Origin of the sequence: Streptomyces natalensis ATCC 27448, from assembly GCF_000935125.1 — a bacterium.
Taxonomy (GTDB): Bacteria; Actinomycetota; Actinomycetes; order Streptomycetales; family Streptomycetaceae; genus Streptomyces; species Streptomyces natalensis.
Genome location: NZ_JRKI01000063.1, coordinates 19414 through 43739 on the forward strand (window position 1 = coordinate 19414; position 24326 = coordinate 43739).

A 24326-nucleotide genomic window follows, 5' to 3' on the forward strand; every position below is an offset into this window, starting at 1 on the left:
GGGGGTCCTGTCGTGTCGGGGGCTCACGGGCCCGGAGGCTCAGTCGCCCGCTCCCGTGACCCGTGCTGCTGCCACGATTCTCTCCAGGGCCGAGGCGTGCCGCTGAAGTGCCCGTCGCCCGTGCGCGGTGAGCTGGAGGTGGGTGTGGCGTCCGGTGCGGTTCCGGGTTTTGCGCACCTCCACGTAGCCGGCGTCGGTCAGCGCCGCGACCTGTTTGGACAGGGCCGAGTCGCTGGTGTCGACGGCATCGCGCACGAAGCCGAACTCCACCCAGTCGGCCGGAGCCAGCAGCGCGACGATCGACAGCCGGGCCGGTACGTGCAGGAATTCATCGAAGTCCGGGTCCATCGGCCTGCTCGTCCCTCCTGGAGATGATCTTCTTGACGATCGGGCGGGCCGTGTACGTGGCCACCAGCGTCACCAGGGCGGCGACGGCTGCGGCGGGCACGGAGGGGACCGGCAGGTCGATCAACCGGGCGGTGATCGATGCCGCGATGAAGACCGCGAGAGCAACTGCCGCCACCGACACCGCGAAGAGCGTCCCCGCGGCGGAGCGCTTCTTGTGCACGCGGGTCCGGCGGTACTGCACGGCCAGTCCGGCCGCGATCAGGACGCCCCCTGCCAGCTGGGCGACGAGGCTCCAGGGCCTCGGCAGATCGATGGACGATCCCGTGGCGAACACGGTGAGTGCCGCGATGATCCCGTAGCTGGAGGAGGCGTGGTGCGCGTATGCGTCACGGGTCTGCGCTTGGCGGTGGCGTATGGCGTCGAGTGCGGTCTGGGCGTCGTAAGAGGTCATGAGCATCCCCGATGTGCTGGCCGTCCGAGTATTTTCCCCTAAGGAAAGTACCACCTTCTTTCCTTAGGGGAAAGAAGGTGGTGGGTGCGGCCGGACCGGGCGGTTCCTAAAGCGGCGGGCCCGGGGGCGGGGCCTGGCCCGGGAAGGCGGGCGGTGGGCCCACCGGGCTCACCGGGCCCGTCGGCGCCCCGTCCGTCCGCGTCTTGCGGCGGCCCAGGACGCTGATCAGGATCGCGCCGAGGACCATCACCAGACCCACGCCCGCCGCGCTGTACCCGACCGTCGTCATACCCGTCTCCAGGGACGGGTGGGTGGTCTTGGACGTGCCGTCCTGCCCGGCCGGGTGCTCGTTGCCGTGGAACTTCGCCGGGGTCGCCGCGACGGTGGGCGGATGGGTGGCGGCGCGGACCGCGGCCGCGGCGTTGATCTGCCCGTAGCCGACCAGGGGGCTGTACCCGCCGGACGGATGGTGGGCCGTCTTCGTCAGCACCGCCCGCACCTGAGCGGGCGTCAGCTGGTGGTTGCGGGAGAGCATGAGGGCCACGGTTCCGGAGGTCAGCGCCGCGGCGGGAGAGGTGCCGCTGACCGGCTCGTAACCGCCGGTGTTCTTCGCGCTGACGATGCCGACGCCCGGTGCGGCCACCGCGTTGTAGGTCCGTACGGTGGAGAACGTGGCGCGGTTGCCGCCCTGCTGGGTGGCGGCGACGGCGATCACTTCCGGATAACCGGCCGGGAAGGACGTCTCGTTGAAGACCTCGGCGTCGTTGCCCGCGGAGGCGATGACCGGAATGCCCTTCTGCGTCGCGCGGGCCAGTGCGTCGGTCTCGTCCTCGTTGAATTCGCGGCCGAACAGCTCGCCGCCGAGCGACATGGAGATGATCTGGGCGCCGTGCTCCACGGCGTAGTTGATGCCCTCGGCGACGGGGCTGGGCCCGTGCCGCAGGCCGCTGTGCTCCTTCTTGTCGTCGATCACCCTGACGGACAGGATGTGCGCCTTCGGGGCGACCTTGAGGACGTCCGAGGCCATCGCGGTGCCATGGCTGCCCCAGCGGGAATCGCCGGGGTGGAGGCCGTCCTTGAAGTAGTCGGGGCCGGTGGTCACCCTGCCCGCCACCGCCGGGTGGTCCTTCATGACGCCGCTGTCCAGGACCGCGACGGTGATGCCCGCACCCTGCGCGGTCCGCTGCGCCGCGGCGAGGCCGAGCGCCTGGTACTCCCAGCTCCTGGGGGTGGCGGACGCGGGCGTCGCGGCCGTCACGCACAGCAGCGCGCCGAGCCCGGCCGCGGCCGCCGCCGATCCGATGCGCCGGACCCTCATGTCGTCGTCTCCTTGTCCAGCAGGTCGGTGGTGTGCAGGTTCAGCTGGTTGACCAGGCTCGATGCGGCGCCCTCCCAGGGCACGCGGTCCTGCTCGCCGTGATCGCCGGCGCTGCCGAACTCGCCGGGCAGCCGGCCCGCCGTGCGGCCGTCGACCGCGCCGGCGGAGACGGCGAAGACGTAGGGGAGGTCCGAGGAACTGCCCGCTCCCGCCGAGGCGTTGCGGCGCGCATCGCTCCACCGGGCCGCGAGGGAGCCCGGGACGGCATACGCCTTCACCTGCTGCGGAGGGACGTCCTTGTCCTCCTCGTCGCTGAAGAAGGCGTGCATCTCCTCGGGGTCGGTGCCCTTCGGCAGGGCGATCATGGCGACCGTCGCGACGGTGTTGCCCGTCGGATCGACGTAGGTGGCCCGCAGGGCGCCCAGGCAGCCGAGCTTGTGCACCTTGGCCGCGAGGGGGCCGCTCAACGCCTGGTCACATCCGGTCTGTTCGGAGATGCCGAGGCGGTGCCACTGGGCGTGCTTCGGGTCGGTGTCCAGGGTCCGGGTGTCCTTCGCGGTGCCGAGGACCTCGGGGAAGAGCTTGTCGACGGGCTCGTCGCGCCACATCGTGGCGCCGTAGCCGCTGCGGTTGGACGTGACCTGGCTCGCGTTGGAGTACGCGTGGGCGACCAGCCCGCCGCCGCCGAGCAGCCCGAGGACGCCGACGACGCCGAGGAAGGCGGCGAGGCAGGAACGGGCCGTGCTGCCGCCCGTGGCGGGGGCGGGGACGGGCGGCATGCCGGGTATTCCTGGGCCGGGCATGGCGGGGCCGGGCATTCCCGGGACCGGCATCCCCGGGACGGGAGGCATGCCGGGGGGCGGTGCCATTCCCGGGCCGGGCGGTATCCCCGGTCCGGCCTGCATCCCTGGAGCAGGCGGCATCCCTGGGCCGGGCGGCATCCCCGGCGCGCCCTGGGGAGCCCATCCGCCGGGCGGGCCTCCCTGCTGGGGCGGCTGCCCGTACGGCCCGGCCTGGCCGGGGCCTCCGGGCGGTGGCGGGTAGGACATGGCGGGCTCCCCCTCTTCGGTGTCGGCGTCCAGCGCGCCGGCGTCGAACAGCGGGGGACGGACCGGTTGTCGGCGCACGCCCCCGCGCGTGCAGAGGAGAACCCTATCGATCACCTGTCCGATACCGCGAGGCGCGTTCTCCTGCGGCGGAACGACGAAGCGGTGGCCCGGAAGATCCGGGCCACCGCTCCTGTCCGTACCGCGATGCGCTGTCCGTACCGCGAAGCTCAGAGCCGCTCGGGCGTGCGGATCCCCAGCAGCGCCATGCCCTGGTGCAGGGTCCGGCCGGTCAGATCGCACAGGAACAGACGGTTCTCGACGACCTCCGCCGGGTTGTCCGCGCTGACGACCTGGCACTGGTCGTAGAACGTCGTCAGATGCGACGCCAGCTGGTACAGATACGCGGCCAGCCGGTGCGGCTCGTACGACGCCGCCGCCTCCGCGATCACCTCGGCGAAACCGTCGAGATGCAGGCCCAGCGCCCGCTCGGCCGGGGCCAGCGGCAGCTCCGGGTGCGCGACCGGGCGGGTCTCACCGGCCCGCCGCTTGATCGACTGGATACGGGCGTAGGCGTACTGGAGGTAGACGGACGTGTCGCCGTTCAGCGACACCATCTGGTCCAGGTCGAACTTGTAGTCGCGGCTCGCGGACGTCGACAGATCGGCGTACTTGACCGCGCCGATGCCGATCTGGGTGCCGTTCTCGACGATCTCTTCCTCGGTGAGGGCGATCTTCTCGTTGTTCTTCTCGCGCACGACCGTCGTCGCCCGCTCGATCGCCTCGTCCAGAAGATCCACCAGCCGCACCGTCTCGCCCGCCCGGGTCTTGAACGGCTTGCCGTCCTTGCCCAGGACCGTGCCGAACGCGAGCTGGACGGCGTGCGCCTTGTCGTCCAGCCAGCCGGCCCGCCGCGCGGTCTCGAAGACCATCTTGAAGTGCAGCGACTGGCGGACGTCCACGACGTACAGAAGGGTGTCCGCGCCGAGGTTCTGGACGCGGTCGCGGATCGCGGAGAGGTCGGTGGCGGCATAGCCGTAGCCGCCGTCGGACTTCTTGACGATCAGCGGGACGGGGTTGCCGTCCGGGCCCTTCACATCGTCGAAGAAGACGCACAGTGCGCCCTCGGAGCGCACCGCGACGCCGGACTCCTCCAGCAGCCGGCAGGTCTCCTCCAGCATGGCGTTGTAGCCGGACTCGCCGACGATGTCGGGGTCGCGGACGTCCATGTCGAGCTTGTTGAAGACCGAGTAGAAGTAGATCTTCGACTCGTCGACGAACCGCTGCCACATGGCCAGCGTCTGCTCGTCGCCCGCCTGGAGGTCGACGACCCGGCGCCGGGCCCGCTCCTTGAACTCCTCGTCGGAGTCGAACAGGGCGCGCGAGGCCTTGTAGAGCCGGTTGAGGTTGGACGCGGCCTCCTCGCCGGAGACCTCGGCGCCCTCGCCGCCCTCGTGGTCCAGCTCGTGCGGGTGCTCGGTCAGATACTGGATGAGCATGCCGAACTGGGTGCCCCAGTCGCCGATGTGGTGGCGCCGGATCACCTTCTCGCCGGTGAACTCCAGGATCTCGACCATCGCCGCACCGATCACCGCGGACCGCAGATGACCGACGTGCATCTCCTTGGCGACGTTCGGCTGCGCATAGTCGATGACGGTCGTACCCGGGCTCGCCGCGTACGGCACACCCAGCCGGGCGTCGGCGGCGCGCTCGGCGAGGGTCTTGACGATCGCCTCGTCCGCGATGGTGATGTTCAGGAAGCCGGGCCCGGAGACCTCGATCTCCTTGAGGACGTCGCTCTCGCCGATCGCGTCCACGACCTTGGCGGCCAGCTCCCGCGGATTGCCCTTGAGCTTCTTGGCCAGCGCCAGCATGCCGTTGGCCTGGAAGTCGGCCCGGTCGCTGCGTCGCAGCAGCGGGTCCGCGGCGCCGGCCTCCGGCAGGGCTGCCGAGAGGGCGTCCGTGACGCGCTGATTGACCGAAGCTGCGAGGGAAGTGACCGAGGCCATGGAAGAGAGCCGTTCCGTTGGAGTGGAAAGGGTTTGCCAGTGAGTATCCCACGCCGGTACCACTGAATTTCTGACCGGGCGACGTCTGGGAGAATGGCACCGTCAGGCTTATGTGTGCCCTCCGGCGTATGTGTGCCGTCAGGCCGAGCCGGTCGATGTTTCACGTGAAACAGCGACCCCGCCGGCGGCCCGGACCGCGCCGCCGGGCACACCACAGGGCGCAACGGGAAAGCACCAGGAAGAGGAAGGGCCGATCGTGGCTCAGCAGAGCACCGAGACCGACTGGGTCTCCAGGTTCGCGGACGAGGTCATTGCCGAGGCGGAGCGCCGCGCCCCCGGCAAACCGGTCGTCGTCGCCTCGGGCCTGAGCCCGTCGGGCCCCATCCACCTGGGCAACCTCCGCGAGGTCATGACCCCGCATCTGGTCGCCGACGAGATCCGCCGCCGCGGACACGCCTGCATCCACGTCCTGAGCTGGGACGACTACGACCGCTACCGCAAGGTCCCGGCCGGTATCGACCCGTCCTGGGCGGAGCACATCGGCAAGCCGCTGACCGCCGTGCCGGCCCCGCCCGGCAGCCCGTACGGCAGCTGGGCCGAGCACTTCAAGGCCGCCATGGAGGAGTCGCTGGCCGAGCTGGGCATCGAGTACCGCGGCATCAGCCAGACCGAGCAGTACACCTCCGGCGCCTACCGCGAGCAGGTCCTGCACGCGATGAAGCACCGCGGCGACATCGACGCCGTGCTCGACCGCTACCGCACCAAGGACAAGGCCACCGGCAAGCCGAAGAAGCAGCAGAAGCCGGTCGACGAGGCCGAGCTGGAGGCTGCCGAGGGCTCCGGCGCGGCCAGCGAGGACGACGGCAGCGCGGGCCGCGCGGGCTACTACCCGTACAAGCCCTACTGCACGGTCTGCAACAAGGACCTCACGACGGTCACCGGCTACGACGACGAGACCACCGACCTCAGCTACGAGTGCACCGCCTGCGGCCACTCCGAGACCGTCGCGCTGCGCGAGTTCGACCACGGCAAGCTGGTGTGGAAGGTCGACTGGCCGATGCGGTGGGCCTACGAGGGCGTGGTCTTCGAGCCGTCCGGCGTGGACCACTCCTCGCCCGGCTCGTCATTCGTCGTCGGCGGCCAGATCGTCCGCGAGGTCTTCGGCGCCGACCAGCCCATCGGCCCGATGTACGCCTTCGTCGGCATCAGCGGCATGGCCAAGATGTCCTCGTCCAAGGGCGGCGTGCCCACCCCGGGCGATGCGCTGAAGATCATGGAGGCGCCGCTGCTGCGCTGGCTCTACGCCCGCCGCAGGCCCAACCAGTCCTTCAAGATCGCCTTCGACCAGGAGATCCAGCGGCTCTACGACGAGTGGGACAAGCTGGCCGCCAAGGTCGCCGACGGCTCCGCGCAGCCCGCCGACGCCGCCGCCTACAAGCGCGCCATCGGCACCGCCGCCGGCGAGCTGCCCGTCACCCCGCGCCCGCTGCCGTACCGCACGCTGGCGTCCGTCATGGACATCACCGCGGGCCACGACGAGCAGACCCTGCGCATCCTGAGCGAACTGGACCCCGACAACCCGGTCCGCTCGCTGGACGAGGCCCGGCCGCGGCTCGACAAGGCCGAGTACTGGATCACCACCCAGGTCCCCACCGACCAGCGCACCATCGTCCGCGACGAACCGGACAAGGAGCTGCTGGGCTCGCTGGACGAGGAGGGCCGTACCTCGCTGCGGCTGCTGCTCGACGGGCTGGACGAGCACTGGTCGCTGGACGGTCTGACCACGCTGGTCTACGGCGTGCCCAAGATCCAGGCCGGCCTGGACCCGGACGCCAAGCCGACCCCCGAGCTCAAGGTCGCCCAGCGCGCCTTCTTCGCCCTGCTCTACAACCTGCTGGTCGGCCGGGACACCGGCCCGCGCCTGCCCACGCTGCTGCTGGCGGTCGGCGCCGACCGGGGGCGCAGGCTGCTGGGCGGGTGACCAGGGCGCCTGCCGCCGAGGCGGAGGAACCAGCGGCGGGTGTGCGACTTCGGTAGGAGAACGGGTTCGGCCCCGGGGACGAGGATCCCCGGGGCCGTTCGCATCACCCTTGATCCATGAGGGGATTCAGGGTGTTCATCGGCTACTTCGGGTTCTTCGTCCTGCTTCAGGGGGCACTGGGCTTCATCGGCCAGGTGTTCTTCGGCGGCGCCTGGGGCATGTTGCACCACTTGGCCGACCTGCCGTCGGTCGCCTACCTGGGGGTCTTCGCGGCGGGCGCGGGGCTGGCCGTGTGGGGCGAGGGGGACAAGAAGAAGCGCGAAGCGGGCGAGGCGGGGGGAGAGGGGTCGGGCGCGTAGAGGGTGTGTCGGGCCCGGTGCGCGTCAGGCGATGTGGTCGTTCATCAGCTCTGTGTTGAGGCGGTTGGTGAACTGGTCCATGAAGCGGGTCAGGTCGCGTGGCGGCAGGTGGAGCCCGTACTGCGCCTCCAGGTTCGCCGCGAACGCATCCGGCGTCGGCATGCCTTCGCCCTCCAGTGAGCGCCGGAACACCAGGTAGAGGTCGTCAACGGTCGGGGCCGCGGCGGGTTCCTGGGCGGGCTGGGGGTCCGGCTTCGGGACGCCCTTGCCGAGCGGGCGGGTTCCGCCCGCACCGGTCGGCACCGGGACCTGCGGCTCGTGCTCCGGCTCGGGCTCTGGGGCACGCGGCGCCGGGACCGGGACCGGGGCCTGGTCGTGCGCCGCGTGCGCCGGGATCCCCTGGTGCTCGTCGTGCGAGGGCTCATGCCCCTGCCCCTGCTCCGGCACGAACGTCGGGTCGTAGTCCCCCTGATACGTCACCTGCTGCGGCGCCGCGAACCACGGGCTCGGCAGTTCCTCGGCGGGCTCGTGGGCCTGCGGCCCGTGGGCCGTGGGCGCCGGAGCGGCGGAGGTCACGGCCTGCTGTGGCGCCGCCGGGAGCAACTGCGGTTCGATGCCCGCCGCGGCGAGCCCCGCGGGAGCGGTCCGGGCCAGCGGCACCCCGTACCGGGCGAGCCGCAGGGGCATCAGCGACTCCACGGGAGCCTTGCGCCGCCAGCCCCGCCCGAATCGCGACCGCAGGCGCGCCTGGTACACGAGGCGTTCCTGCTCCAGCTCGATCACCGCGTCGTACGACCGCAGCTCCCACAGCTTCATCCGCCGCCACAGCAGGAACGTCGGGAGGGGCGACAGCAGCCAGCGCGTGAGGCGCACGCCCTCCATGTGCCTGTCCGCCGTGATGTCGGCGATCCGCCCGACGGCATGCCGGGCGGCCTCGACGGTGACGACGAACAGCACCGGGATGACGGCATGCATGCCCATGCCCAACGGGTCGGTCGCCGCCGCTGCGTTGAATGCCACGGTCGCGACGGTCAGCAGCCATGCCGTCTGCCGCAGCAGTGGGAAGGGCATGCGGATCCAGGTCAGCAGCAGATCCAGGGCGAGCAGAACGCAGATGCCCGCGTCGATGCCGATGGGGAAGAAGTAGGCGAAGTCGCCGAACCCCTTTTTGATGGCCAGTGCACGCACGGCCGCGTAGGAGCCGGCGAAGCCGATGCCGGCGATGACCACCGCGCCGGTGATGACCACTCCGATGAGTATCCGGTGTGTGCGTGTCAGCTTCAGTGCCGCGGCCACCCGAGGACCCCTCCTAGTCGGTCTGTTGCGAGCGACAGCCTGGCACATGCGTACGGGAGAGCGTGTGGCGGTACTGGGGAGCCGGGTCACTAGGGCGATAGGGCACTGGCAAGCGGCCGGGCTCGTCTCGGACGGAACCTGTGCGTCTTCCTCCTGTGTACCTCGCCGTGCCGTCACCTCGACGGAGTAATAGGGCGTGATTTATCCGTTACTCGCGCGTTATGGCGAATGATCCCGGTGCAAGACCGGGACCAGTACAGGGAGGACAATCCGTCATGGGTAAGGCATTGCGTGTGGTCGCGGGCACCCTTGGGGCCGGTGCGCTGCTGGCGTCGGCGGCAGGCGCGGCCGGAGCCGAGGGGCGCGTCCATCAGAATGCCGAGTGCGCGCCGGCGTTCAGCCTCCTGCTCCCCCCGAGCGGCAGTTGCACCATCCTTATCGACAACCACAAGAATCTCGCCCTCCTCAAGCAGGCCGCCAGCGGCGACATCAGCGGCGACGCCTCCTTGGTCGGCCCGAGAGGCCTCCGCTGACACAAGCGTGGCACCGCGGTGGTGCGATGCACAAAGGACGAGAGGGCCCGCACCGTTTGTCGGTGCGGGCCCTCTTCGGCTGAGGTGGTTGGGCGGGGAGGTGGTGCTGCTGCTGAGCGGACAACGGGCGGAATGAATGACCTCCATGGCGGGGGGCGGCCCGGGACCAGCCTGGTTCCCACACCTCGCTGTCGCGCTACTTCTCCGGCCAGGCCGTTCGTTCCGCCCTGGCAGACGGTGGTGGCGCTTCGGAACTCGGCGTGGTGGTGCCGTCCGGGGTCGTTCGGGTTCTGGTGTAGAGGACTTCGCGTCCCTGTTCCGCGGCGCGGATGAGTCCTTCGCTGACGAAGTCGAGGAAACGGGCGGCGTTTTCGAGGCGGGTGGCGGCCGGGGTGCCGTGGCCGAGGATGCCGATGCCCTGCCGTGCGGTCTCGATGAACTGGTCGTTGGCCCGGGCGCTGCGGATCATCGACTGGTACCAGAGGTCGTCGTCGACGACGTAGCGCTCGCGGCGGCGTTCGTCGCGTTCCCGGCGGACGAGGTCCAGGCCCTCGAGGAACGTGATCGCTTTGGAGACGGACGCCGGGCTGACCGTCAGCCGCTGGGCGAGTTCGGAGGCGGTGAGGCTGCCGGTGTCGGTGGTGTAGAGGCAACCCAGTACCCGGGCCATCATCTTGGGCAGACCCGAGGTCATGAAGACGGTCGTGAGGGTCTCTTGGTAGTCGCGCACGGCCGCCGCGTCGCGTCCGTGGGCTTGCGGAAGTGCCTGCGCTGCCCGGGGCGCGGTCTGCCTGCGGCTGTGGGTGCGTTGCTGGGTGGCGCGGTGGGCGAGGTCGGCGCGGTAGCCGGCGGGGCCGCCGTTGCGCATCACCTCGCGCGTGATGGTGGAGGTCGGACGGTCGAGACGGCGGGCGATCTCGGCGTAGGCCAGACCGTCGGCCAGCCCCACCGCGATCTGCTGGCGCTCCTGCTGGGTGAGCCTGCCTCCCGGCATCACGGCCCCCTTCATGTTCCACGGGTGCTCCGTGGTGCTGCTCGGTGTTCCTGACGCCTCCACCATAGCGTTCACCTTCAATGTATTGCAACGAACGACGGTCTGGTCGTTGCATTAAACGAGAGGGCGTTGCAACGATTAATAGGCTCTCACCTGCATGTATGCCATCTCTAAGCAAAAGTGTCGTTGCCTGAATCTGGAAAGCAACGTAGCGTTTCACTCGTCCGGAAACGCCGGGCCGCAAGCGCAAGGGAGAGCACCATGCAGAAGTTCGACACCTCCGCCCCGATCTCCGTCGTCCTGGACATCCCCGCGGGGCGCGTCCAGTTCATCGCCGCCGACCGGGCCGACACCTCGGTCGAGGTCCTGCCCGCGAACGCCTCGAAGAGCCGCGATGTGAAGGCGGCGGAGCAGACCACGGTCGCCTACGCCGACGGAGTCCTGCGGATCGTGAATGCGGCGAAGACCCAGTACCTGGGCCCCACCGGATCCCTCGACGTGACGGTCAAGCTGCCCGCCGGATCCCGCATCGGGGCCAAGACGGCCGGCGCCGAACTGCGCACCCTCGGCCGCCTCGGCGATATCGCCTTCGAAGGCGCCTACCGCCAGATCAAGCTGGACGAGGCCGCGAGCCTGCGCCTCACCGCGGTCGAGGGCGACGTCGAGGTCGGCCGGTGCGGCCCCGCGGAGATCAGCACCGCACGGGGCGACATCCGCATCACCGAGGCCACGGGCGGCAAGGTCGTGCTGCGTACCCAGTCCGGCGACATCACGGTCGGCGCCGCCGCCGGCGTCTCCGCCGCCCTGGACGCCGGCACCAGCCACGGCCGCATCAGCAACGCCCTCAAGAACGACGGCACCGCCGAACTCGACATCCACGCAACCACTCCCCACGGCGACATCACCGCCCACAGCCTCTGACCCGCTCCCTCCGAAGGAGCACCCGCAACGCCCCCGGCCATCAACCACCCACCCACCCGCACACCCCACAAGGAGCACACAGATATGTCCCTCAACCTCACCGGCCGGCACGGCGGCTTCTCCGAAACAGGGCTGCGCAGAATCCGCGAGGTACTGGCACGCCATGTCGACTCCGGGAAGATTCCCGGGCTCGTCGCCCTGGTCAGCCGGGGCGGCGAGACGCACGTCGAAGCGCTGGGGACGATGCGCCATGACGGTGGCGCGCCGATGCGCCGGGACGCGATCTTCCGGATGGCCTCGACGTCCAAGCCGGTCACCATGGCGGCGGCGATGGTCCTCCTGGACGAGTGCCGGCTGCGGCTCGACGACCTGGTGGATCCGTGGCTGCCCGAGCTCGCCGACCGTCAGGTGCTGAAGCGGTTCGACGGCCCGCTGGACGACACCGTGCCGGCGCGGCGGCCGATCACCGTACGGGACCTGCTGACCTCCACGTTCGGGCTCGGCGTGGATCTGACGTCGATGGGCACCCCGATCATGGACGCGATCTTCGAGCGGGGCGTCTTCTCCCAGAGTGCGCAGGACACGCCCGGCGCGGATGAGTGGATGCGCCGCCTCGGCACGCTCCCGCTCATGCACCAGCCCGGAGAGCGCTGGCAGTACCAGGTCAGCAACGATGTGCTCGGCGTGCTGGTGGAGCGCGTCACCGGCCAGTCGTTCGAGGCGTTCCTGCGCGAACGTGTCCTCGACCCGCTGGGGATGGCCGACACCGGTTTCCATGTGCCCGCCGGCAAGATCGACCGGCTGCCCACCAGCTACGTCCCCGACCCGCAGACCGGGGAGTTCACCGTGTGGGACGAGGCGGCGGGCGGGCAGTACAGCCGGCCTCCGGCCTTCCAGTCAGGTGGCGGTGGACTGGTCTCCACCGTGGACGACTACCACGCCTACTTCCAGATGCTGCTGAACGGCGGGATGCACGGGAGCGAGCGGATCCTGTCCCGGCCCGCCGTCGAGCTGATGACCACCAACTGCCTCACGCCCGAGCAGAACACCGCCCGCAGCGCCATGGCCCGCGACAACGTCCACATCTCGTTCGGCCAAGGACAGCACGGCGGCTGGGGCTTCGGGATGGCGGTGCGCACCTACCGCGGCGACTACGCGCCCATCGGCCAGTTCGGCTGGGACGGCGGAACCGGCACCACGACCTACGCCGACCCGCACCACCAGCTCTCCGGAACCCTGCTCACCCAGGTCGGGATGTCCACCCCGGATTCGGCGCGGGTCATCCACGACTTCTGGACGACGGTCTACCAGGCGATCGACGACTGACACCCGGCCCACCGGCCCACCGGCCCACCAGCCCACCAGCCCACCGAGGGTGAGATCCCCTCGGTGGGCTGGTGCGGACGGTGTGGGCGGTGCGCGGTCAGCCGTTGGCCTTGACGGCGGCGGCGACCGCCTCCTTGGCGGCGGCCTGGGCGGACTTCAGCAGTTTGGCGGCCTTGGGGGTGTCGGCTCCGGCCATGCCCGCGCCGTTGTAGTTGACCGTGACCACGATGTTGGCCGCCCGGGCGACGATCGTCGTGTTCTTGAAGGGCGTCTTGTCCTTCTTGATGTCGTACGTGATCGCGGTCGACTCGTCGCCGGCGCCGTCGGTCTTGGCCGTCTGCACCTTCTTGGCGCCCTCGGTGCCCTTCGCGTTGGCGACCTGCTTGGCGTAGAAGTCCGCGGCGCGCTTCTCGCCGGTTCCGACGGCCGGGTTGGCGTCGGAGTCATAGCGCTGGAAGCCGACGTCCAGCCAGCGGAACTGGGTGCCGTCGACGCCGTTCTCGTCGGAGCTGTCCCAGGAGCAGGTGCCGTGCGAGGTGGCGTCGTCGGAGGTGCCCGGTTCGCCACCCTTGTTCTTCGTCTTGGGCACCAGCTTGCCCAGGGTGTCCTTGGAGAACGCCTCGCACGGGTTGGGCAGCTTCTTGTACTTGGCGGCCGCAACGGTCGCCGACGGCTTGGCCGACGTGCTGGGCGCGTCGGAGGAGCCGTCGGAGCCGTTGCTGTCCGAGCCGGAGCAGCCGGCGACGAGCATCACCGGGACTGCGGCGCAGGCGAGAAGGCTGGCGAGTCGCTTGGCTGAACGGTGCATGGTTCCTTCGCTGTTCGTCGTCGTGGCGGCGGCCCGCCTCGCGTACGAGGGTCGTACGGGGGTCCGTACGAGGGGCGGCGCTAGACGGCACGGTACGCGGCGGAACGGGATCGGTGGCCGTTTCGTACCGTGCACGCAATCGCGCGAATGGTGGTATTTAACTTCTAACAGGGCTATAGAGGGTGAGCGGCGTGAAGTGGTGCTATTCGGACAGGCTGTCCGCCAGCTCGTCGGCCAGCGAACGGGCCTTGTCCTGCAGTTCCTGGCTCTGCGGCAGGTTGGTCTTGTCCGTCGACCACTGGTCGTAGGTGATCGTCACGATCACATTCGACGTGCGAAAGACCACAGTGACATCACGGTGCACACCGGAGTCCGCGGTGGCCAGTTTGTCGTTCAGGAAGGCCGCGTCGCCGAGGCCGCCCGGGACGCGCGGCGCGGTGGAGCCGCCGGGGTCCGCGCTCGCCCCCGTGGAGGGCGACGCGGTGTCCGCCGCGCCCTTTTTGCCGCCCTTGGCCTTGCTCGTGGCCTTGCTCTTGGGGGTGCTCCCGGCCGTGCTCTCGTCCGGGGTGGCGCCCTTCGCCTCCGGGGAGCCCTTGGTGGACGGTGTCGGTGAGGCGGGAGTGGCGGAGCCGTCGGAGGGGATTTCGGCGGCCAGCTCCTTGCCCGAGTAGATCTCCTGCGCGCGGTCGTCATCGCTCACGGACGGGTCGTACGAGACCACCCGCACGATGTCGAGCGCCAGGTGGCGGGTGCCCTCGGTGGTCTCGCGCTTCCAGTGGCAGCCGACGCGGCGGTCGGTGTCATAGGTGACGTCGGGCTGGCCCGCGTAGATCTTGTCCGCGTCCTCCTGCGAAAGCTGCTGGTCATCGCCGGGCAGCAGGCTGCGTACGGTGCTGCGCGCGGGGAGCCGGCAGGCCTCGGGGAGGGTCTGGTAGCGGCCCGGCTCGGCGCTCTGGCTCGACGTGGTGGCATCGCCGCCCTTGGCGTCGGCGCCCCCGTCGTCGCTGCCGGAGCCGGCGGTGCAGCCGGTGAGGCCGACGGCGAGCGCCGCGGCCGCCACCACTGCGGCACCGGGTACGAACGACTTCCGTAGCGTTTTCGGTCGCATCGTTCGCGGGCTCCTTTCCGTGCTTCGCCTGTGCTTCGCGCGTACCTCGCCTGCGAAGATCCCCAGGAAATATGTTGCCGCCGAGCGGCGGCCGGTGGACACAATGTCTACCGCACGTGGCGACGCGGATGCCGGTCAACCGTCCAAGATCCGATGATTTGTCCGCGTTTTGCGTTTTCACTGTTTTCGGGGGAATGAGAAAGTTATGTCGTACACCGAAGTGCCCGGTGCGCAGGTACCGATCCGCATGTGGACGGATCCGGCCGCGGTCGAGGGCGTCGCCATGCAGCAGCTGCGCAATGTCGCGACCCTCCCGTGGATCAAGGGGCTCGCCGTCATGCCGGACGTGCATTACGGCAAGGGGGCCACCGTCGGCTCGGTGATCGCGATGCGCGGCGCCGTCTGCCCGGCGGCGGTCGGTGTCGACATCGGCTGCGGAATGAGCGCCGTCAGGACCTCGCTCACCGCCAACGACCTCCCCGGCGATCTCTCCCGCCTGCGCTCCAAGATCGAGCAGGCGATTCCGGTCGGGCGGGGCATGCACGACGCCCCGGTCGACCCGGGACGGCTGCACGGCCTGGCGACGGCGGGCTGGGAGGACTTCTGGGCGCGGTTCGACGGGGTGGCCGACGCGGTCAGGTTCCGCCGCGAACGGGCCGTGAAGCAGATGGGCTCGCTCGGCGGCGGCAACCACTTCTGGGAGTTCTGCCTCGACACCGACGACTCCGTATGGATCATGCTGCACTCCGGATCGCGCAACATCGGCAAGGAACTGGCCGAATACCACATGGGCGTGGCGCAGAAGCTTCCGCAGAACCAGGGGCTGGTCGACCGCGACCTCGCCGTCTTCATCTCCGACACCCCGCAGATGGCGGCGTACCGGAACGATCTGTTCTGGGCGCAGGAGTACGCCAAGCACAACCGCGAGATCATGATGGCGCTCTCCCAGGACGTCATCCGCCGGGAGTTCAAGAAGGCCAGGGTCACCTTCGGCGAGGTCATCTCCTGCCACCACAACTATGTGGCCGAGGAGCAGTACGACGGCATGGACCTGCTGGTGACCCGTAAGGGCGCCATCCGGGCGGGCGGCGGCGAGTACGGCATCATTCCGGGCTCGATGGGCACCGGCTCGTACATCGTCAAGGGCCTGGGGAACCCGGCCAGCTTCAACTCGGCCTCCCACGGCGCCGGCCGCAAGATGAGCCGTACCGCCGCCAAGAAGCGCTTCTCGACGCGGGACCTGGAGGAGCAGACGCGGGGCGTCGAGTGCCGTAAGGACTCCGGGGTGATCGATGAGATCCCGGGCGCCTACAAGCCGATCGAGAAGGTCATGGAGCAGCAGCGGGACCTGGTGGAGGTCGTCGCGCACCTCAAGCAGGTGGTGTGTGTGAAGGGCTGAGCGCCTGGGCCCGGCCGGGGGCCCGGGTCTCGGGCCTCTCCGATCGCCGGCCCGGGGCTCAACTGGTGCGGTGGACCTTGGAGTTGGATGCCTGGGCGCGGGGGCGGACGACCAGGAGGTCGACGTTCACGTGGGAGGGGCGGGTGACGGCCCAGGCGATGGTGTCGGCGACATCGTCCGCGCTGAGCGGTTCGGCAACACCCTCGTAGACCTTCGCGGCCTTGGCGGCGTCACCGCGGAAGCGGGTGGTGGCGAACTCCTCGGTCTTGACCATGCCCGGCGCCACCTCGATGACCCGTACGGGCTCGCCGCACAGCTCCAGGCGGAGGGTCTCGGCCAGGACATGCGCGCCGTGTTTGGCGGCGACATAGCCACCGCCGCCCTCGTACGCGGCATGGCCGGCGGTGGACGACAGCACGACAACGGTGCCGTCCCCGGTCGCGGTGAGGGCGGGCAGCAGCGCCTGGGTCATATGAAGCACGCCGAGGACGTTGACGTCGTACATCGCGCGCCAGTCCTCCGGGTCGCCGGTCGCGACCGGTTCCGCACCGAAGGCGCCGCCCGCGTTGTTGATCAGGACGTCGCAGCGGTCGAGGGAGGCGGCGAAGGCGTCGACGGCGGTGCGGTTGGTGACGTCGAGCGCGTACGCCTCGGCATGCGGCAGCTCGGCGGCGAGCTTCTCGATACGGTCCTTGCGGCGGGCGGTGAGGACGACGCGGTAACCGGCCGCGGCCAATTGCCGCGCGGTGGCGGCGCCAATGCCGCTGCTCGCTCCGGTGATGACGGCGATACGGCCCGCGCCGGCGCTCCGCTCCGGGGTGCGGTCTTCGGCGGTGCCGGCTTCGGTGGTGCCGGCGTCGGCGCTGCTGGCGCTGGTCATGCGCTCTCCTCGTGGCCTGCTGGTGGCCTGCTCGTGGTGGCCGGTGTGGGCGGCCTGTGGTCAGGATAGGCAGACGGGGTCAGCGGCCGCGGGGGATATACATGATCACCGCCATGCCGGCCAGGCAGATCAGTGCGCCGATGACATCCCAGCGGTCGGGGCGGTAGCCGTCCGCGACCATGCCCCAGGCCAGCGACCCGGCGACGAACACCCCGCCGTACGCGGCCAGGACACGCCCGAAATCGGCGTTGGGCTGGAGGGTCGCGACAAAGCCGTAGAGCCCGAGGGCGATCACCCCCGCACCGATCCAGACCCAGCCCCGGTGCTCCCGCACCCCCTGCCACACCAGCCAGGCGCCGCCGATCTCGAAGAGCGCCGCGACGACGAACAGGGCGATGGAGCGAGCGATGAGCATGGAGCCAGGGTAAGGAGCGGGGGCGGGCGGGCCGTGTGGGGCATGCGGGCGGTCGTCGCCGTTGTACTGGCACTTGCCGTCTTCGTGGCCTCCCTTTCGTCAACTGGCCTGCTTGACGGATGAGTTGAGCCCCGCGGCGGCTACCGGGGCTGTCCCGGCGCCCGTCCAGTGGGCGAGCGCCGTACGGAGCGCCGCGCCGCGGTCGGCGGGGCCGGTGGCGTCGGTGGCCCAGGCGATATAGCCGTCGGGGCGGACGAGCAGCGCGGTACCGCGGTCGCTCGCCCAGGAGACCGTAAGGACGCGGTCGGCGGCGGGGCCGAGGGCGGCGGTGTCCTCGGCGGGGGCTATGAGCACGAAGGTGCCCCTGCGGAGAAGTTCGTACAGGCGGCTGCCGTCGGCCAGGCGGATGTCGGGGGCGCGACGACCGGCGAGCGGGTGGGCGCCGCGCCCGGCCGGATAGGAGACGGCGATACCGGAGACGGTGCCGATCGCGCGGCGGGAGAGCGGCCGCACATGGTTGACGACCTGGGCGAGGAATCCGCGCAGGGCGCGGCCGGGCGCCGAGGGCAGCAGCGCGAGCCGGACCATGGCGCCGCTGCTGCGAAGCACCGTCTTGCCGACCGGGTGCCGCTCGGTCTGGTAGCTGTCCAGCAGTGTGTCGGGGGAGTGGCCCTTGAGCACCGCGGCCAGCTTCCAGCTGAGGTTGGCGGCGTCCTGGAGGCCGACGTTCATACCCTGGCCGCCGGCGGGTGAGTGGACATGAGCGGCGTCGCCGGCGAGGAAGACGCGGCCGACGCGGTACTGCGGGGCCTGGCGCTCGTCACTGTGGAAGCGGGACATCCAGCGGGGGTCATGCATGCCGTAGTCGGTACCGAGGGCGAGCCGGGCCACCTCGCGGACCTCGGCGAAGTCGACGGCACCGCGGTCGTCGGCCTGGGCGTGGCGGTTCCAGCCGATGACGCGGTACCAGCCGTCGCCGAACGAGCCGACCAGAGCGAACGCCTCCGGTGAAGCGCTCACGGTAAAGGGGGAGGGGGGCTCCTCGGCCAGCCGGACATCGGCCAGCAGCACGGAGCGGATGACGGTCTTGCCGGGAAAGGGCAGGCCGATGGCCTGGCGGACCGTACTGCGGGCACCGTCCGTACCGACGACATACGAGGCGCGGGCGCTGCCGATTCCGCCGCCGTCGCGCAGCCGTATCGTCATGCCGCCCGCGTCCTGATCGAGGCCGAGGACCTCGGAGTCGTACCGGAAGGTGACGCCGGCCTGCCGGGCCCGGCGCTCCAGCAGCCGCTCGACCTCGAACTGCGGGGTGATCAGGACGAACGGGAAGCGGGTCGGCAGCTGGGCCGGGGCGAGGACGGCGCTGCCGAACAGGCCGAGCTCGGTGAGCCGGTGACCGCCGGCGACCAGCTCGTCGGCGAGCCCGCGGGCATCGAGTTGCTCAAGCGAGCGGGCGTGCACGGCGAGGGCGCGGGTGAGGTTGCTGAGCGTCGCGGGGCGGCGCTCCAGGAGCGTGACGCTCAGCCCGGCCTGGGCGAGATCGCCGGCGAGCAGCAGTCCGGTGGGGCCGGCGCCGACGACGATGACGTCGCTGCGCGGGGGAGCCGGGGTTCCGGGAGGGTCCGGGGCCTCGGCGACCGCCTGCGGGTCGGTGGCCGTCTCCAGGTCGGGGGTCGTCTGCGGGTCGGGGGTGGTGCCGGGCTTGCGGTGGGTCTCCGTCATGACCGTCTCCAATGCCAACGTGTGTTGGTCAACGCTTGTTGGCAAGCGTAGGCCGTCCAGCACTGGCACGTCAACAGGTGTTGGCCTACATTTGTGGACATGGCCGAGCGCAGACCCTCCCAGCCCCCTTCCCCCGCCCCTGACCTGGACCTCGACGAACTTCCCGTCGCGGCCACCGCCCCCGACGCCGGGGCCCACCCCCGCCCCCGCCGCTCCGACGCCACCCGCGCCGCGATCCTCGCCGCCGCCCGGGACCGCTTCGCCGCCGACGGCTACGAGCGCGCCACGATCCGCGCCATCGCCCGCGACGCGGGGATCGATCCGTCGATGGTGATGCGTTATTACGGCAACAAAGAGGGCCTCTTCGCGGCCGCCTCGGAGATCGAACTTCACTTCCCCGACCTCACCCAGGTGCCGCCCGACGAGATCGGCGGCCGCCTCGTCCGTCATTTCATCGAGCGCTGGGAGGGCGACGAGACGCTGACCGGCATGATGCGCGTCGGCGTCACCAATGCCGCGGGCGCGGAACGGATGCGCGGGATCTTCGCCGAACAGATCAGACCGGTGGTCGACGCCGTCTGCCCGGCCCCCGAGGAAGCGGCCACCCGCGCCGCACTGATCGCCTCACAGGTCCTGGGCATGGCGCTGTGCCGCTACGTCCTGCACATGCCGCCCGCCGTCGCCCTCACCCATGACGACCTCATCGCCTGGCTGGCCCCCACGGTCCAGCGCTATCTGACGGCCGAACGCCCCTGAGCAACGGGTGCATTGCCCCCGCCCGGCGCCGGCCTCTCAGGAGGACCCCGCCCGCCTCACCACCCGCCCCACATGCCCCTCGAACACCCGCCGCGCGTCCGGTGTCAGGGTCCGCAGGGCCACCATCGCCGTCACGATCACATCGCACAGCTCGCTCTGTACGTCGTCCCAGGTGTGGCTGCGGCCCTTGCGTGGGTTCTGGCCGGTGGCCCCGATGACGGCCTGCGCCACCTCGCCCGCCTCCTCCGAGAGCTTCAGGATCCGCAGCAGCCGCGCCTGCTCGGTCGGCAGCGCGTTCTCCTGGTCGAGCCAGCGCACCAGCTTTTCGACGGCGTCCCACAGGGCCGCCCCGTCCAGCGGACCGGCCGTAACGGACCGGGCGTCAGGGGCGCGAGGCGTGACGACGGGCGTGACATCGGGCGAGTCGCCGGAGAGGTCATCGGACGAGCCACCGGAGAAGTCATCGGACATGGCCCGATTCTGCCTGCCCCGGCCGGTCCGCTGCCTAGGGTGTGGACCACGCCAGGAGCAGCAGAACGGGAGGCCGTGGATGCGCCAGCCGACGCCCGAGGCCCTGATCGACTTCTACGGGCTGGTGCCGCTGCCCCGGGAGGGCGGGCGGTTCCGGAGTACCTGGGCCGGGCCCGAGCGGGCCGATGGGCGGCCGGAAGGTTCGGCGATGGTCATGCTGCTGACCGCCGAGCCCGGCGATTTCTCCGCGCTGCACCGGCTGCCGACCGACGAGATCTGGCACTTCTACCGGGGCGATCCGCTCACCCTGTTGCTGCTGCACGACGACGGCACCACCCGTACGGCCGTCCTCGGCCCGGACATCCTGGGCGGGCAGCACGTCCAGTTCGTCGTCCCGGCCGGTACGTGGATGGCCGCCGCGGTCGCCGAGGGCGGCTCCTGGTCGCTGTTCGGCTGCACCATGGCGCCGGGCTTCTCGTACGAGGACTACGAGCACGGGGACGCCGTCGCACTCGCCGAGCGCTTTCCGCAGGAGGCGGCGCGGATCGCACAGTTGAGTCGGCCATGACAGGGGTGACGCCCCCCTTTGGGGCCCTCAACGAGGTGGGTGGGCGGGGTGCTCCCGTAAGGTCCGGCGGCGACGGAACTACGCCCGAACGTGGTAGGGACACGCCCGGCCACCGGGAGCGCGGCGGCCGCCAAGGGCAGCGGGGGCATCGAGGCCGCCCCTGGATGCCCGCTGCCGCCGGCCCCGCTGCCGCCTCTGCCCACCCGGACGCTCCCGACGTCACCGGCCTCCCCGATCTCACCGGGCAGGTGGCGCTGATCACCGGCGCCTCCGGCACCGTCGGGCGGGGCATCGCTCTGCGCTTCGCCGCCGCGGGGGCCGCCGTGGCGGTGCACTACCGTACGGCGGCCGAGGCCGCGCAGCAGCTGGTCCGGCAGATCGAGGAGGGCGGCGGGAGCGCCCTGGCGCTGGCCGCCGATCTGGCCTTCGAGGACGAGTGCCACCGCTTGGTGGCGCGGGCGGCCGCCTGGCGCGGGCGGCTGACCGCGCTGGTCAACAACGCCGGGGTGCAGCCGACGCAGGACCTGGCGGACATGTCGCTGGCCGACTGGCGGGCGGTGGCGGATCCCAACGTGCACAGCGTGTTCGCGTGCACGCAGGCCGCGGCGCGGGTGATGCGCGAGGGCGGCGGCGGTTCGGTGACCCATATCGCGTCCATCGAAGCGCACCGGCCGGCGCCCCTGCACGCCCACTACAGCGCGGCCAAGGCGGCGGTGGTGATGCATGCGCGCTCGGCGGCGCTGGAGTACGGGGCGTACGGCATCAGGGTCAACAGCGTGTCGCCCGGACTGATCGCGCGCCCCGGGCTGGAGGACGACTGGCCCGACGGCGTACGGCGCTGGCAAGCGGCGGTGCCCACCGGGCGGTTGGGACGGCCCGAAGACGTGGGCGATGCCTGCGTCTTTCTCGCCTCGCCGATGGCCTCCTGGATCACCGGTCACGATCTCGTCGTGGACGGCGGAGTCTCGGCCCGGCCTACGTGGTGAGCGCCACCCTCGCGCCCCGGCGGCGGACGGCTGTCCCCGAGCCGGCCCGACGATGCGCAACCACCCCGGAGCCGGCCCGGCGATGCGCAGCCACCCCGAAGCCACCGCCCCGGACCGGCGCCCGTACCACCCCGGGCGCCGGTTCGATCAGGGCCAGACCAGGCAATACGCCTGATGCCCCGCCTCGTGCAGCCGGTGGCTGAAGTCCTGCCACTCGTGCAGGAGCTGGTAGACGGTGTAGGCGTCGCGCGGGCCGCCGCGGTCGGGGACGGTGGACCAGATGAAGGCGGCCGCGCCGACCGATTCCTCGCCGACGCCGCGCAGCGGGTCGACCACGGTCATGGGCAGCTTGACGACGGCGTAGTCCGGGTGGAGGACCACCAGCTCGAGCGGCGGGACCTTGTGGAGGGGTATGCCCTCTATGCCGGTCAGCACCATGGCGGCCATGGTCTCGGGCTTGATCTTGGAGAACATGCCGCCCATGCCCAGCTCGTCACCGCCGAGTTCCTCGGGGCGCATCGAGATCGGGACCCGGGCCGCCGTGGCGCCATTGGGCGCACCGAAGTATTTGTACGTCACCCCCATGCGGCCGCCCCTGTTTCCCCCGGTGATGTCCCCGCCCGCGACGTCGTCGACGTTCCCGGTGTCCTCGGCGCCCCTGATGTCCGCGACGTCCTCGCGCCGGTGCCGGCCGCGCTGGGCGCGCTCGGGACCCCGGTCATTGGTCCCCTCACCCAGTTCGCCACCGCGATGCATATCTCCACCCGACCACTCGCAGCTCCAGCCGCGCAACCCGATCATCGTCTCAGAGACCTCCCCCGTCACCGGCGTGTGAAACGCCCGGCCACGCGCCCCTGTGCGCCTCTGAGACCATTGCTTGCGTGACTTACTCGTACGTCGACCCCAGTTTTGCAGACGCATGGGGGCTGACGCCCGGTCGTGCGCGAGAGGAATCAAAAAGGAATCGAAGAACGGGACGAAGCGGGACCCGGTGAGGACCGAGGCCGGGGGCGGGCGCGGTCCGCAGCAGGGACCGAAGCCGGGACCGAGGCAGCGGCCGAAGTAGGGGCCGTGGAGAGACCGGCCGGGCCCCCGAGGCGGCCCCGCAACGGCCCCTCAACGAACCCCCAGGCCCTCGACGGCCCTCGACGAACCCGCCACGAGCCCATCAGAAACCCGCCCCCGAACGGCACCCGAAAGGGCCGCCCGGGGATTCCGTACCGTTGTCAGCCCGGGGCCGTGTCCGCGTGTCGCTGCCCGCCCTCCGTTTATGCAGGTCAGGATCACAGTGTCTTTTCCGTATGAAGCCCCTGTTTCGCAGTCGCTGTTCGACCGGGCGTCCGTGGTGACGCCGGGCGGCGTCAATTCCCCGGTGCGGGCCTTCCGGGCCGTGGGCGGTACGCCCCGGTTCATGGTGTCCGGTACGGGTCCCTACCTCACGGACGCCGATGGGCGGGAATATGTCGATCTGGTGTGTTCGTGGGGGCCGATGATCCTCGGTCATTCGCACCCGCAGGTGATCGCCGCGGTCCAGGAGGCGGTCGCCCGCGGGACGTCGTTCGGCACGCCCGGCGAGGGTGAGGTCGAGCTGGCCGAAGAGATCGTCGCCCGCATCGGGCCGGTCGAGCAGGTGCGGCTGGTCTCCTCGGGCACCGAGGCCACGATGTCGGCGATCCGGCTGGCGCGCGGGTTCACCGGCCGGGCAAAGGTCGTCAAGTTCGCCGGCTGCTACCACGGGCATGTCGACGCCCTGCTGGCCGCGGCCGGTTCGGGCGTGGCGACCTTCGGGCTGCCCGACACGCCGGGCGTGACCGGTGCGCAGGCCGGCGACACGCTGGTGCTGCCGTACAACGACCTGGAGGCGGTGCGCGCCGCGTTCGCCGCGCACGAGGGCGAGATCGCCTGCGTCATCACGGAGGCGTCGCCCGGGAACATGGGCGTGGTGCCGCCGCTGCCGGGCTTCAACCAGGGGCTGAAGGACCTGTGCGCCGCCAACGGTGCGCTCTACATCTCCGACGAGGTCATGACCGGCTTCCGGGTCAGCAAGGCCGGCTGGTTCGGGCTCGACGGCGTGGTGCCGGACCTGATGACCTTCGGGAAGGTGATGGGCGGCGGGTTCCCGGCGGCGGCGTTCGGCGGCCGCGCGGACGTCATGGCGCATCTGGCGCCGGCCGGTCCCGTCTACCAGGCGGGCACCCTGTCCGGAAACCCGATCGCCACCGCGGCCGGTGTCGCGCAGCTGCGGCTGCTGGACGACGCCGCGTACGCGAAGGTCGACGCGGCCTCGGCCGAACTGCGGTCGCTGGTCGGCGAGGCGCTGACCAAGGCGGGCGTGGCGCACCGGCTCCAGGTGGCGGGGAACATGTTCTCCGTCTTCTTCACCGAGCGGGACGTGACCAACTACGACGAGGCCAAGAAGCAGGAGTCCTTCCGCTTCACGGCCTTCTTCCACTCGATGCTGGCGCAGGGCGTCTACCTTCCGCCGTCGGCCTTCGAGTCGTGGTTCGTCTCGACCACGCACGACACGCGGGCGATCGAGAAGATCGCCGCCGCGCTGCCGGCCGCCGCGCAGGCCGCCGCCGAGGCGCGTGCATGAGCGGGGCGGACGAAAACGTGGCGGACCTCCGG

24 protein-coding genes are annotated in these 24326 nt (G+C 70.8%); 10 read left to right on the top strand and 14 right to left on the bottom strand.

The window, feature by feature from the left end; translation table 11 throughout:
* Nucleotides 1–39 precede the first annotated feature (39 nt).
* The 5 genes from SNA_RS36570 to argS all read right to left on the bottom strand — a co-directional run bounded on the left by SNA_RS36570 (nt 40) and on the right by argS (nt 5172).
* Nucleotides 40–348: a transcriptional regulator gene (locus tag SNA_RS36570; RefSeq protein ID WP_030067091.1), complete on the bottom strand. Its 309-nt coding sequence runs from the start codon at nt 346–348 to the stop codon at nt 40–42.
* Entirely contained in the window at nt 329–799 is a 471-nt protein-coding gene (locus SNA_RS36575) for a hypothetical protein (protein ID WP_044368908.1), read from the bottom strand. The genes SNA_RS36570 and SNA_RS36575 overlap by 20 nt, the downstream gene beginning before the upstream one ends.
* Before the next feature lie 106 nt (nt 800–905).
* Complete coding sequence (locus tag SNA_RS36580) at nt 906–2117, bottom strand: S8 family peptidase (RefSeq protein ID WP_044368705.1); 1212 nt, start codon at nt 2115–2117, stop codon at nt 906–908.
* Nucleotides 2114–2896 carry a hypothetical protein gene (locus SNA_RS36585; protein ID WP_030067087.1) on the bottom strand — a complete coding sequence of 261 codons (783 nt, stop codon included), beginning with the start codon at nt 2894–2896 and terminating at the stop codon, nt 2114–2116. Before SNA_RS36585 ends, SNA_RS36580 begins: the two co-directional genes overlap by 4 nt.
* A 497-nt stretch (nt 2897–3393) precedes the next feature.
* Entirely contained in the window at nt 3394–5172 is a 1779-nt protein-coding gene (argS, locus tag SNA_RS36590; RefSeq protein WP_044368708.1) for an arginine--tRNA ligase, read from the bottom strand.
* Between the two features lie 256 nt (nt 5173–5428).
* Between argS and lysS the strand changes: the two genes are divergently transcribed.
* Both lysS and SNA_RS36600 read left to right on the top strand, forming a co-directional pair.
* Nucleotides 5429–7153, top strand: a complete 1725-nt coding sequence (lysS, locus tag SNA_RS36595; protein WP_044368711.1) for a lysine--tRNA ligase — start codon at nt 5429–5431, stop codon at nt 7151–7153.
* Nucleotides 7154–7269: 116 nt separating this feature from the next.
* Nucleotides 7270–7512, top strand: a complete 243-nt coding sequence (locus tag SNA_RS36600; RefSeq protein WP_030067083.1) for a hypothetical protein — start codon at nt 7270–7272, stop codon at nt 7510–7512.
* 24 nt (nt 7513–7536) lie between these two features.
* On the opposite strand, the gene SNA_RS36605 is transcribed toward SNA_RS36600, so the two are convergent.
* A complete protein-coding gene (locus SNA_RS36605; protein ID WP_030067082.1) occupies nt 7537–8808 on the bottom strand; it encodes a DUF2637 domain-containing protein in 1272 nt (423 codons plus the stop codon).
* 275 nt (nt 8809–9083) lie between these two features.
* Between SNA_RS36605 and SNA_RS36610 the strand changes: the two genes are divergently transcribed.
* The gene (locus SNA_RS36610; RefSeq protein WP_030067081.1) at nt 9084–9341 is read left to right on the top strand and encodes a hypothetical protein; all 258 of its coding nucleotides are present in this window, start codon (nt 9084–9086) and stop codon (nt 9339–9341) included.
* Between the two features lie 196 nt (nt 9342–9537).
* Here SNA_RS36610 and SNA_RS36615 read toward each other — a convergent pair whose 3' ends face one another.
* Entirely contained in the window at nt 9538–10335 is a 798-nt protein-coding gene (locus tag SNA_RS36615) for a helix-turn-helix domain-containing protein (protein WP_030067080.1), read from the bottom strand.
* Nucleotides 10336–10596: 261 nt separating this feature from the next.
* Here SNA_RS36615 and SNA_RS36620 point away from each other — a divergent pair, with 261 nt between their 5' ends.
* A complete protein-coding gene (locus SNA_RS36620) occupies nt 10597–11256 on the top strand; it encodes a DUF4097 family beta strand repeat-containing protein (protein WP_030067079.1) in 660 nt (219 codons plus the stop codon).
* Between the two features lie 84 nt (nt 11257–11340).
* The gene (locus tag SNA_RS36625; RefSeq protein WP_030067078.1) at nt 11341–12582 is read left to right on the top strand and encodes a serine hydrolase domain-containing protein; all 1242 of its coding nucleotides are present in this window, start codon (nt 11341–11343) and stop codon (nt 12580–12582) included.
* 97 nt (nt 12583–12679) lie between these two features.
* Here SNA_RS36625 and SNA_RS36630 read toward each other — a convergent pair whose 3' ends face one another.
* Both SNA_RS36630 and SNA_RS41855 read right to left on the bottom strand, forming a co-directional pair.
* A complete protein-coding gene (locus SNA_RS36630; protein WP_030067077.1) occupies nt 12680–13390 on the bottom strand; it encodes a DUF3558 domain-containing protein in 711 nt (236 codons plus the stop codon).
* Nucleotides 13391–13592: 202 nt separating this feature from the next.
* A complete protein-coding gene (locus SNA_RS41855) occupies nt 13593–14498 on the bottom strand; it encodes a hypothetical protein (protein WP_044368716.1) in 906 nt (301 codons plus the stop codon).
* A gap of 205 nt (nt 14499–14703) precedes the next feature.
* On the opposite strand from SNA_RS41855, the gene SNA_RS36640 reads away from it, so the two are divergent.
* Nucleotides 14704–15897, top strand: coding sequence for an RtcB family protein (locus SNA_RS36640; protein WP_030067075.1), 1194 nt, complete (start codon nt 14704–14706; stop codon nt 15895–15897).
* 58 nt (nt 15898–15955) lie between these two features.
* Here SNA_RS36640 and SNA_RS36645 read toward each other — a convergent pair whose 3' ends face one another.
* The 3 genes from SNA_RS36645 to SNA_RS36655 all read right to left on the bottom strand — a co-directional run bounded on the left by SNA_RS36645 (nt 15956) and on the right by SNA_RS36655 (nt 18917).
* Nucleotides 15956–16777 carry an SDR family NAD(P)-dependent oxidoreductase gene (locus SNA_RS36645; protein WP_078970462.1) on the bottom strand — a complete coding sequence of 274 codons (822 nt, stop codon included), beginning with the start codon at nt 16775–16777 and terminating at the stop codon, nt 15956–15958.
* 79 nt (nt 16778–16856) lie between these two features.
* Entirely contained in the window at nt 16857–17192 is a 336-nt protein-coding gene (locus SNA_RS36650) for a YnfA family protein (protein ID WP_030067073.1), read from the bottom strand.
* Nucleotides 17193–17291: 99 nt separating this feature from the next.
* Nucleotides 17292–18917, bottom strand: coding sequence for an FAD-dependent oxidoreductase (locus tag SNA_RS36655; RefSeq protein ID WP_078970463.1), 1626 nt, complete (start codon nt 18915–18917; stop codon nt 17292–17294).
* 99 nt (nt 18918–19016) lie between these two features.
* Between SNA_RS36655 and SNA_RS36660 the strand changes: the two genes are divergently transcribed.
* A complete protein-coding gene (locus SNA_RS36660; RefSeq protein ID WP_078970464.1) occupies nt 19017–19673 on the top strand; it encodes a TetR/AcrR family transcriptional regulator in 657 nt (218 codons plus the stop codon).
* A 36-nt stretch (nt 19674–19709) separates the two neighbouring features.
* Here SNA_RS36660 and SNA_RS36665 read toward each other — a convergent pair whose 3' ends face one another.
* Complete coding sequence (locus SNA_RS36665) at nt 19710–20144, bottom strand: MazG-like family protein (protein ID WP_338059856.1); 435 nt, start codon at nt 20142–20144, stop codon at nt 19710–19712.
* A 79-nt stretch (nt 20145–20223) separates the two neighbouring features.
* On the opposite strand from SNA_RS36665, the gene SNA_RS36670 reads away from it, so the two are divergent.
* Both SNA_RS36670 and SNA_RS36675 read left to right on the top strand, forming a co-directional pair.
* Nucleotides 20224–20712 (top strand): cupin domain-containing protein, encoded by a 489-nt coding sequence (locus tag SNA_RS36670; RefSeq protein WP_030067071.1) that lies wholly within the window; start codon nt 20224–20226, stop codon nt 20710–20712.
* A 164-nt stretch (nt 20713–20876) separates the two neighbouring features.
* Nucleotides 20877–21698, top strand: coding sequence for an SDR family NAD(P)-dependent oxidoreductase (locus tag SNA_RS36675; RefSeq protein WP_044368718.1), 822 nt, complete (start codon nt 20877–20879; stop codon nt 21696–21698).
* A 147-nt stretch (nt 21699–21845) separates the two neighbouring features.
* On the opposite strand, the gene SNA_RS36680 is transcribed toward SNA_RS36675, so the two are convergent.
* Nucleotides 21846–22454, bottom strand: coding sequence for a hypothetical protein (locus tag SNA_RS36680; RefSeq protein ID WP_078970465.1), 609 nt, complete (start codon nt 22452–22454; stop codon nt 21846–21848).
* 532 nt (nt 22455–22986) lie between these two features.
* Here SNA_RS36680 and hemL point away from each other — a divergent pair.
* Nucleotides 22987–24294, top strand: coding sequence for a glutamate-1-semialdehyde 2,1-aminomutase (hemL, locus tag SNA_RS36685; RefSeq protein WP_030067067.1), 1308 nt, complete (start codon nt 22987–22989; stop codon nt 24292–24294).
* Nucleotides 24295–24326: the final 32 nt, after the last annotated feature.

What these genes read in the sequence shown, in the direction of transcription:
- SNA_RS36665 (WP_338059856.1), bottom strand. Translation starts at nt 20,144, where the DNA reads ATGTCCGATGACTTCTCCGGTGGCTCGTCCGATGACCTCTCCGGCGAC.
- SNA_RS36675 (WP_044368718.1), top strand. Translation starts at nt 20,877, where the DNA reads ATGCCCGCTGCCGCCGGCCCCGCTGCCGCCTCTGCCCACCCGGACGCT.
- SNA_RS36620 (WP_030067079.1), top strand. Translation starts at nt 10,597, where the DNA reads ATGCAGAAGTTCGACACCTCCGCCCCGATCTCCGTCGTCCTGGACATC.
- SNA_RS36610 (WP_030067081.1), top strand. Translation starts at nt 9,084, where the DNA reads ATGGGTAAGGCATTGCGTGTGGTCGCGGGCACCCTTGGGGCCGGTGCG.
- argS (WP_044368708.1), bottom strand. Translation starts at nt 5,172, where the DNA reads ATGGCCTCGGTCACTTCCCTCGCAGCTTCGGTCAATCAGCGCGTCACG.
- SNA_RS36660 (WP_078970464.1), top strand. Translation starts at nt 19,017, where the DNA reads ATGGCCGAGCGCAGACCCTCCCAGCCCCCTTCCCCCGCCCCTGACCTG.
- SNA_RS36640 (WP_030067075.1), top strand. Translation starts at nt 14,704, where the DNA reads ATGTCGTACACCGAAGTGCCCGGTGCGCAGGTACCGATCCGCATGTGG.
- SNA_RS36645 (WP_078970462.1), bottom strand. Translation starts at nt 16,777, where the DNA reads ATGACCAGCGCCAGCAGCGCCGACGCCGGCACCACCGAAGCCGGCACC.
- SNA_RS36600 (WP_030067083.1), top strand. Translation starts at nt 7,270, where the DNA reads ATGAGGGGATTCAGGGTGTTCATCGGCTACTTCGGGTTCTTCGTCCTG.
- SNA_RS36670 (WP_030067071.1), top strand. Translation starts at nt 20,224, where the DNA reads ATGCGCCAGCCGACGCCCGAGGCCCTGATCGACTTCTACGGGCTGGTG.
- SNA_RS36630 (WP_030067077.1), bottom strand. Translation starts at nt 13,390, where the DNA reads ATGCACCGTTCAGCCAAGCGACTCGCCAGCCTTCTCGCCTGCGCCGCA.
- SNA_RS36585 (WP_030067087.1), bottom strand. Translation starts at nt 2,896, where the DNA reads ATGCCGCCCGTCCCCGCCCCCGCCACGGGCGGCAGCACGGCCCGTTCC.
- SNA_RS41855 (WP_044368716.1), bottom strand. Translation starts at nt 14,498, where the DNA reads ATGCGACCGAAAACGCTACGGAAGTCGTTCGTACCCGGTGCCGCAGTG.
- SNA_RS36575 (WP_044368908.1), bottom strand. Translation starts at nt 799, where the DNA reads ATGACCTCTTACGACGCCCAGACCGCACTCGACGCCATACGCCACCGC.
- SNA_RS36650 (WP_030067073.1), bottom strand. Translation starts at nt 17,192, where the DNA reads ATGCTCATCGCTCGCTCCATCGCCCTGTTCGTCGTCGCGGCGCTCTTC.
- SNA_RS36570 (WP_030067091.1), bottom strand. Translation starts at nt 348, where the DNA reads ATGGACCCGGACTTCGATGAATTCCTGCACGTACCGGCCCGGCTGTCG.
- SNA_RS36625 (WP_030067078.1), top strand. Translation starts at nt 11,341, where the DNA reads ATGTCCCTCAACCTCACCGGCCGGCACGGCGGCTTCTCCGAAACAGGG.
- SNA_RS36580 (WP_044368705.1), bottom strand. Translation starts at nt 2,117, where the DNA reads ATGAGGGTCCGGCGCATCGGATCGGCGGCGGCCGCGGCCGGGCTCGGC.
- SNA_RS36615 (WP_030067080.1), bottom strand. Translation starts at nt 10,335, where the DNA reads ATGCCGGGAGGCAGGCTCACCCAGCAGGAGCGCCAGCAGATCGCGGTG.
- SNA_RS36655 (WP_078970463.1), bottom strand. Translation starts at nt 18,917, where the DNA reads ATGACGGAGACCCACCGCAAGCCCGGCACCACCCCCGACCCGCAGACG.
- SNA_RS36680 (WP_078970465.1), bottom strand. Translation starts at nt 22,454, where the DNA reads ATGCATCGCGGTGGCGAACTGGGTGAGGGGACCAATGACCGGGGTCCC.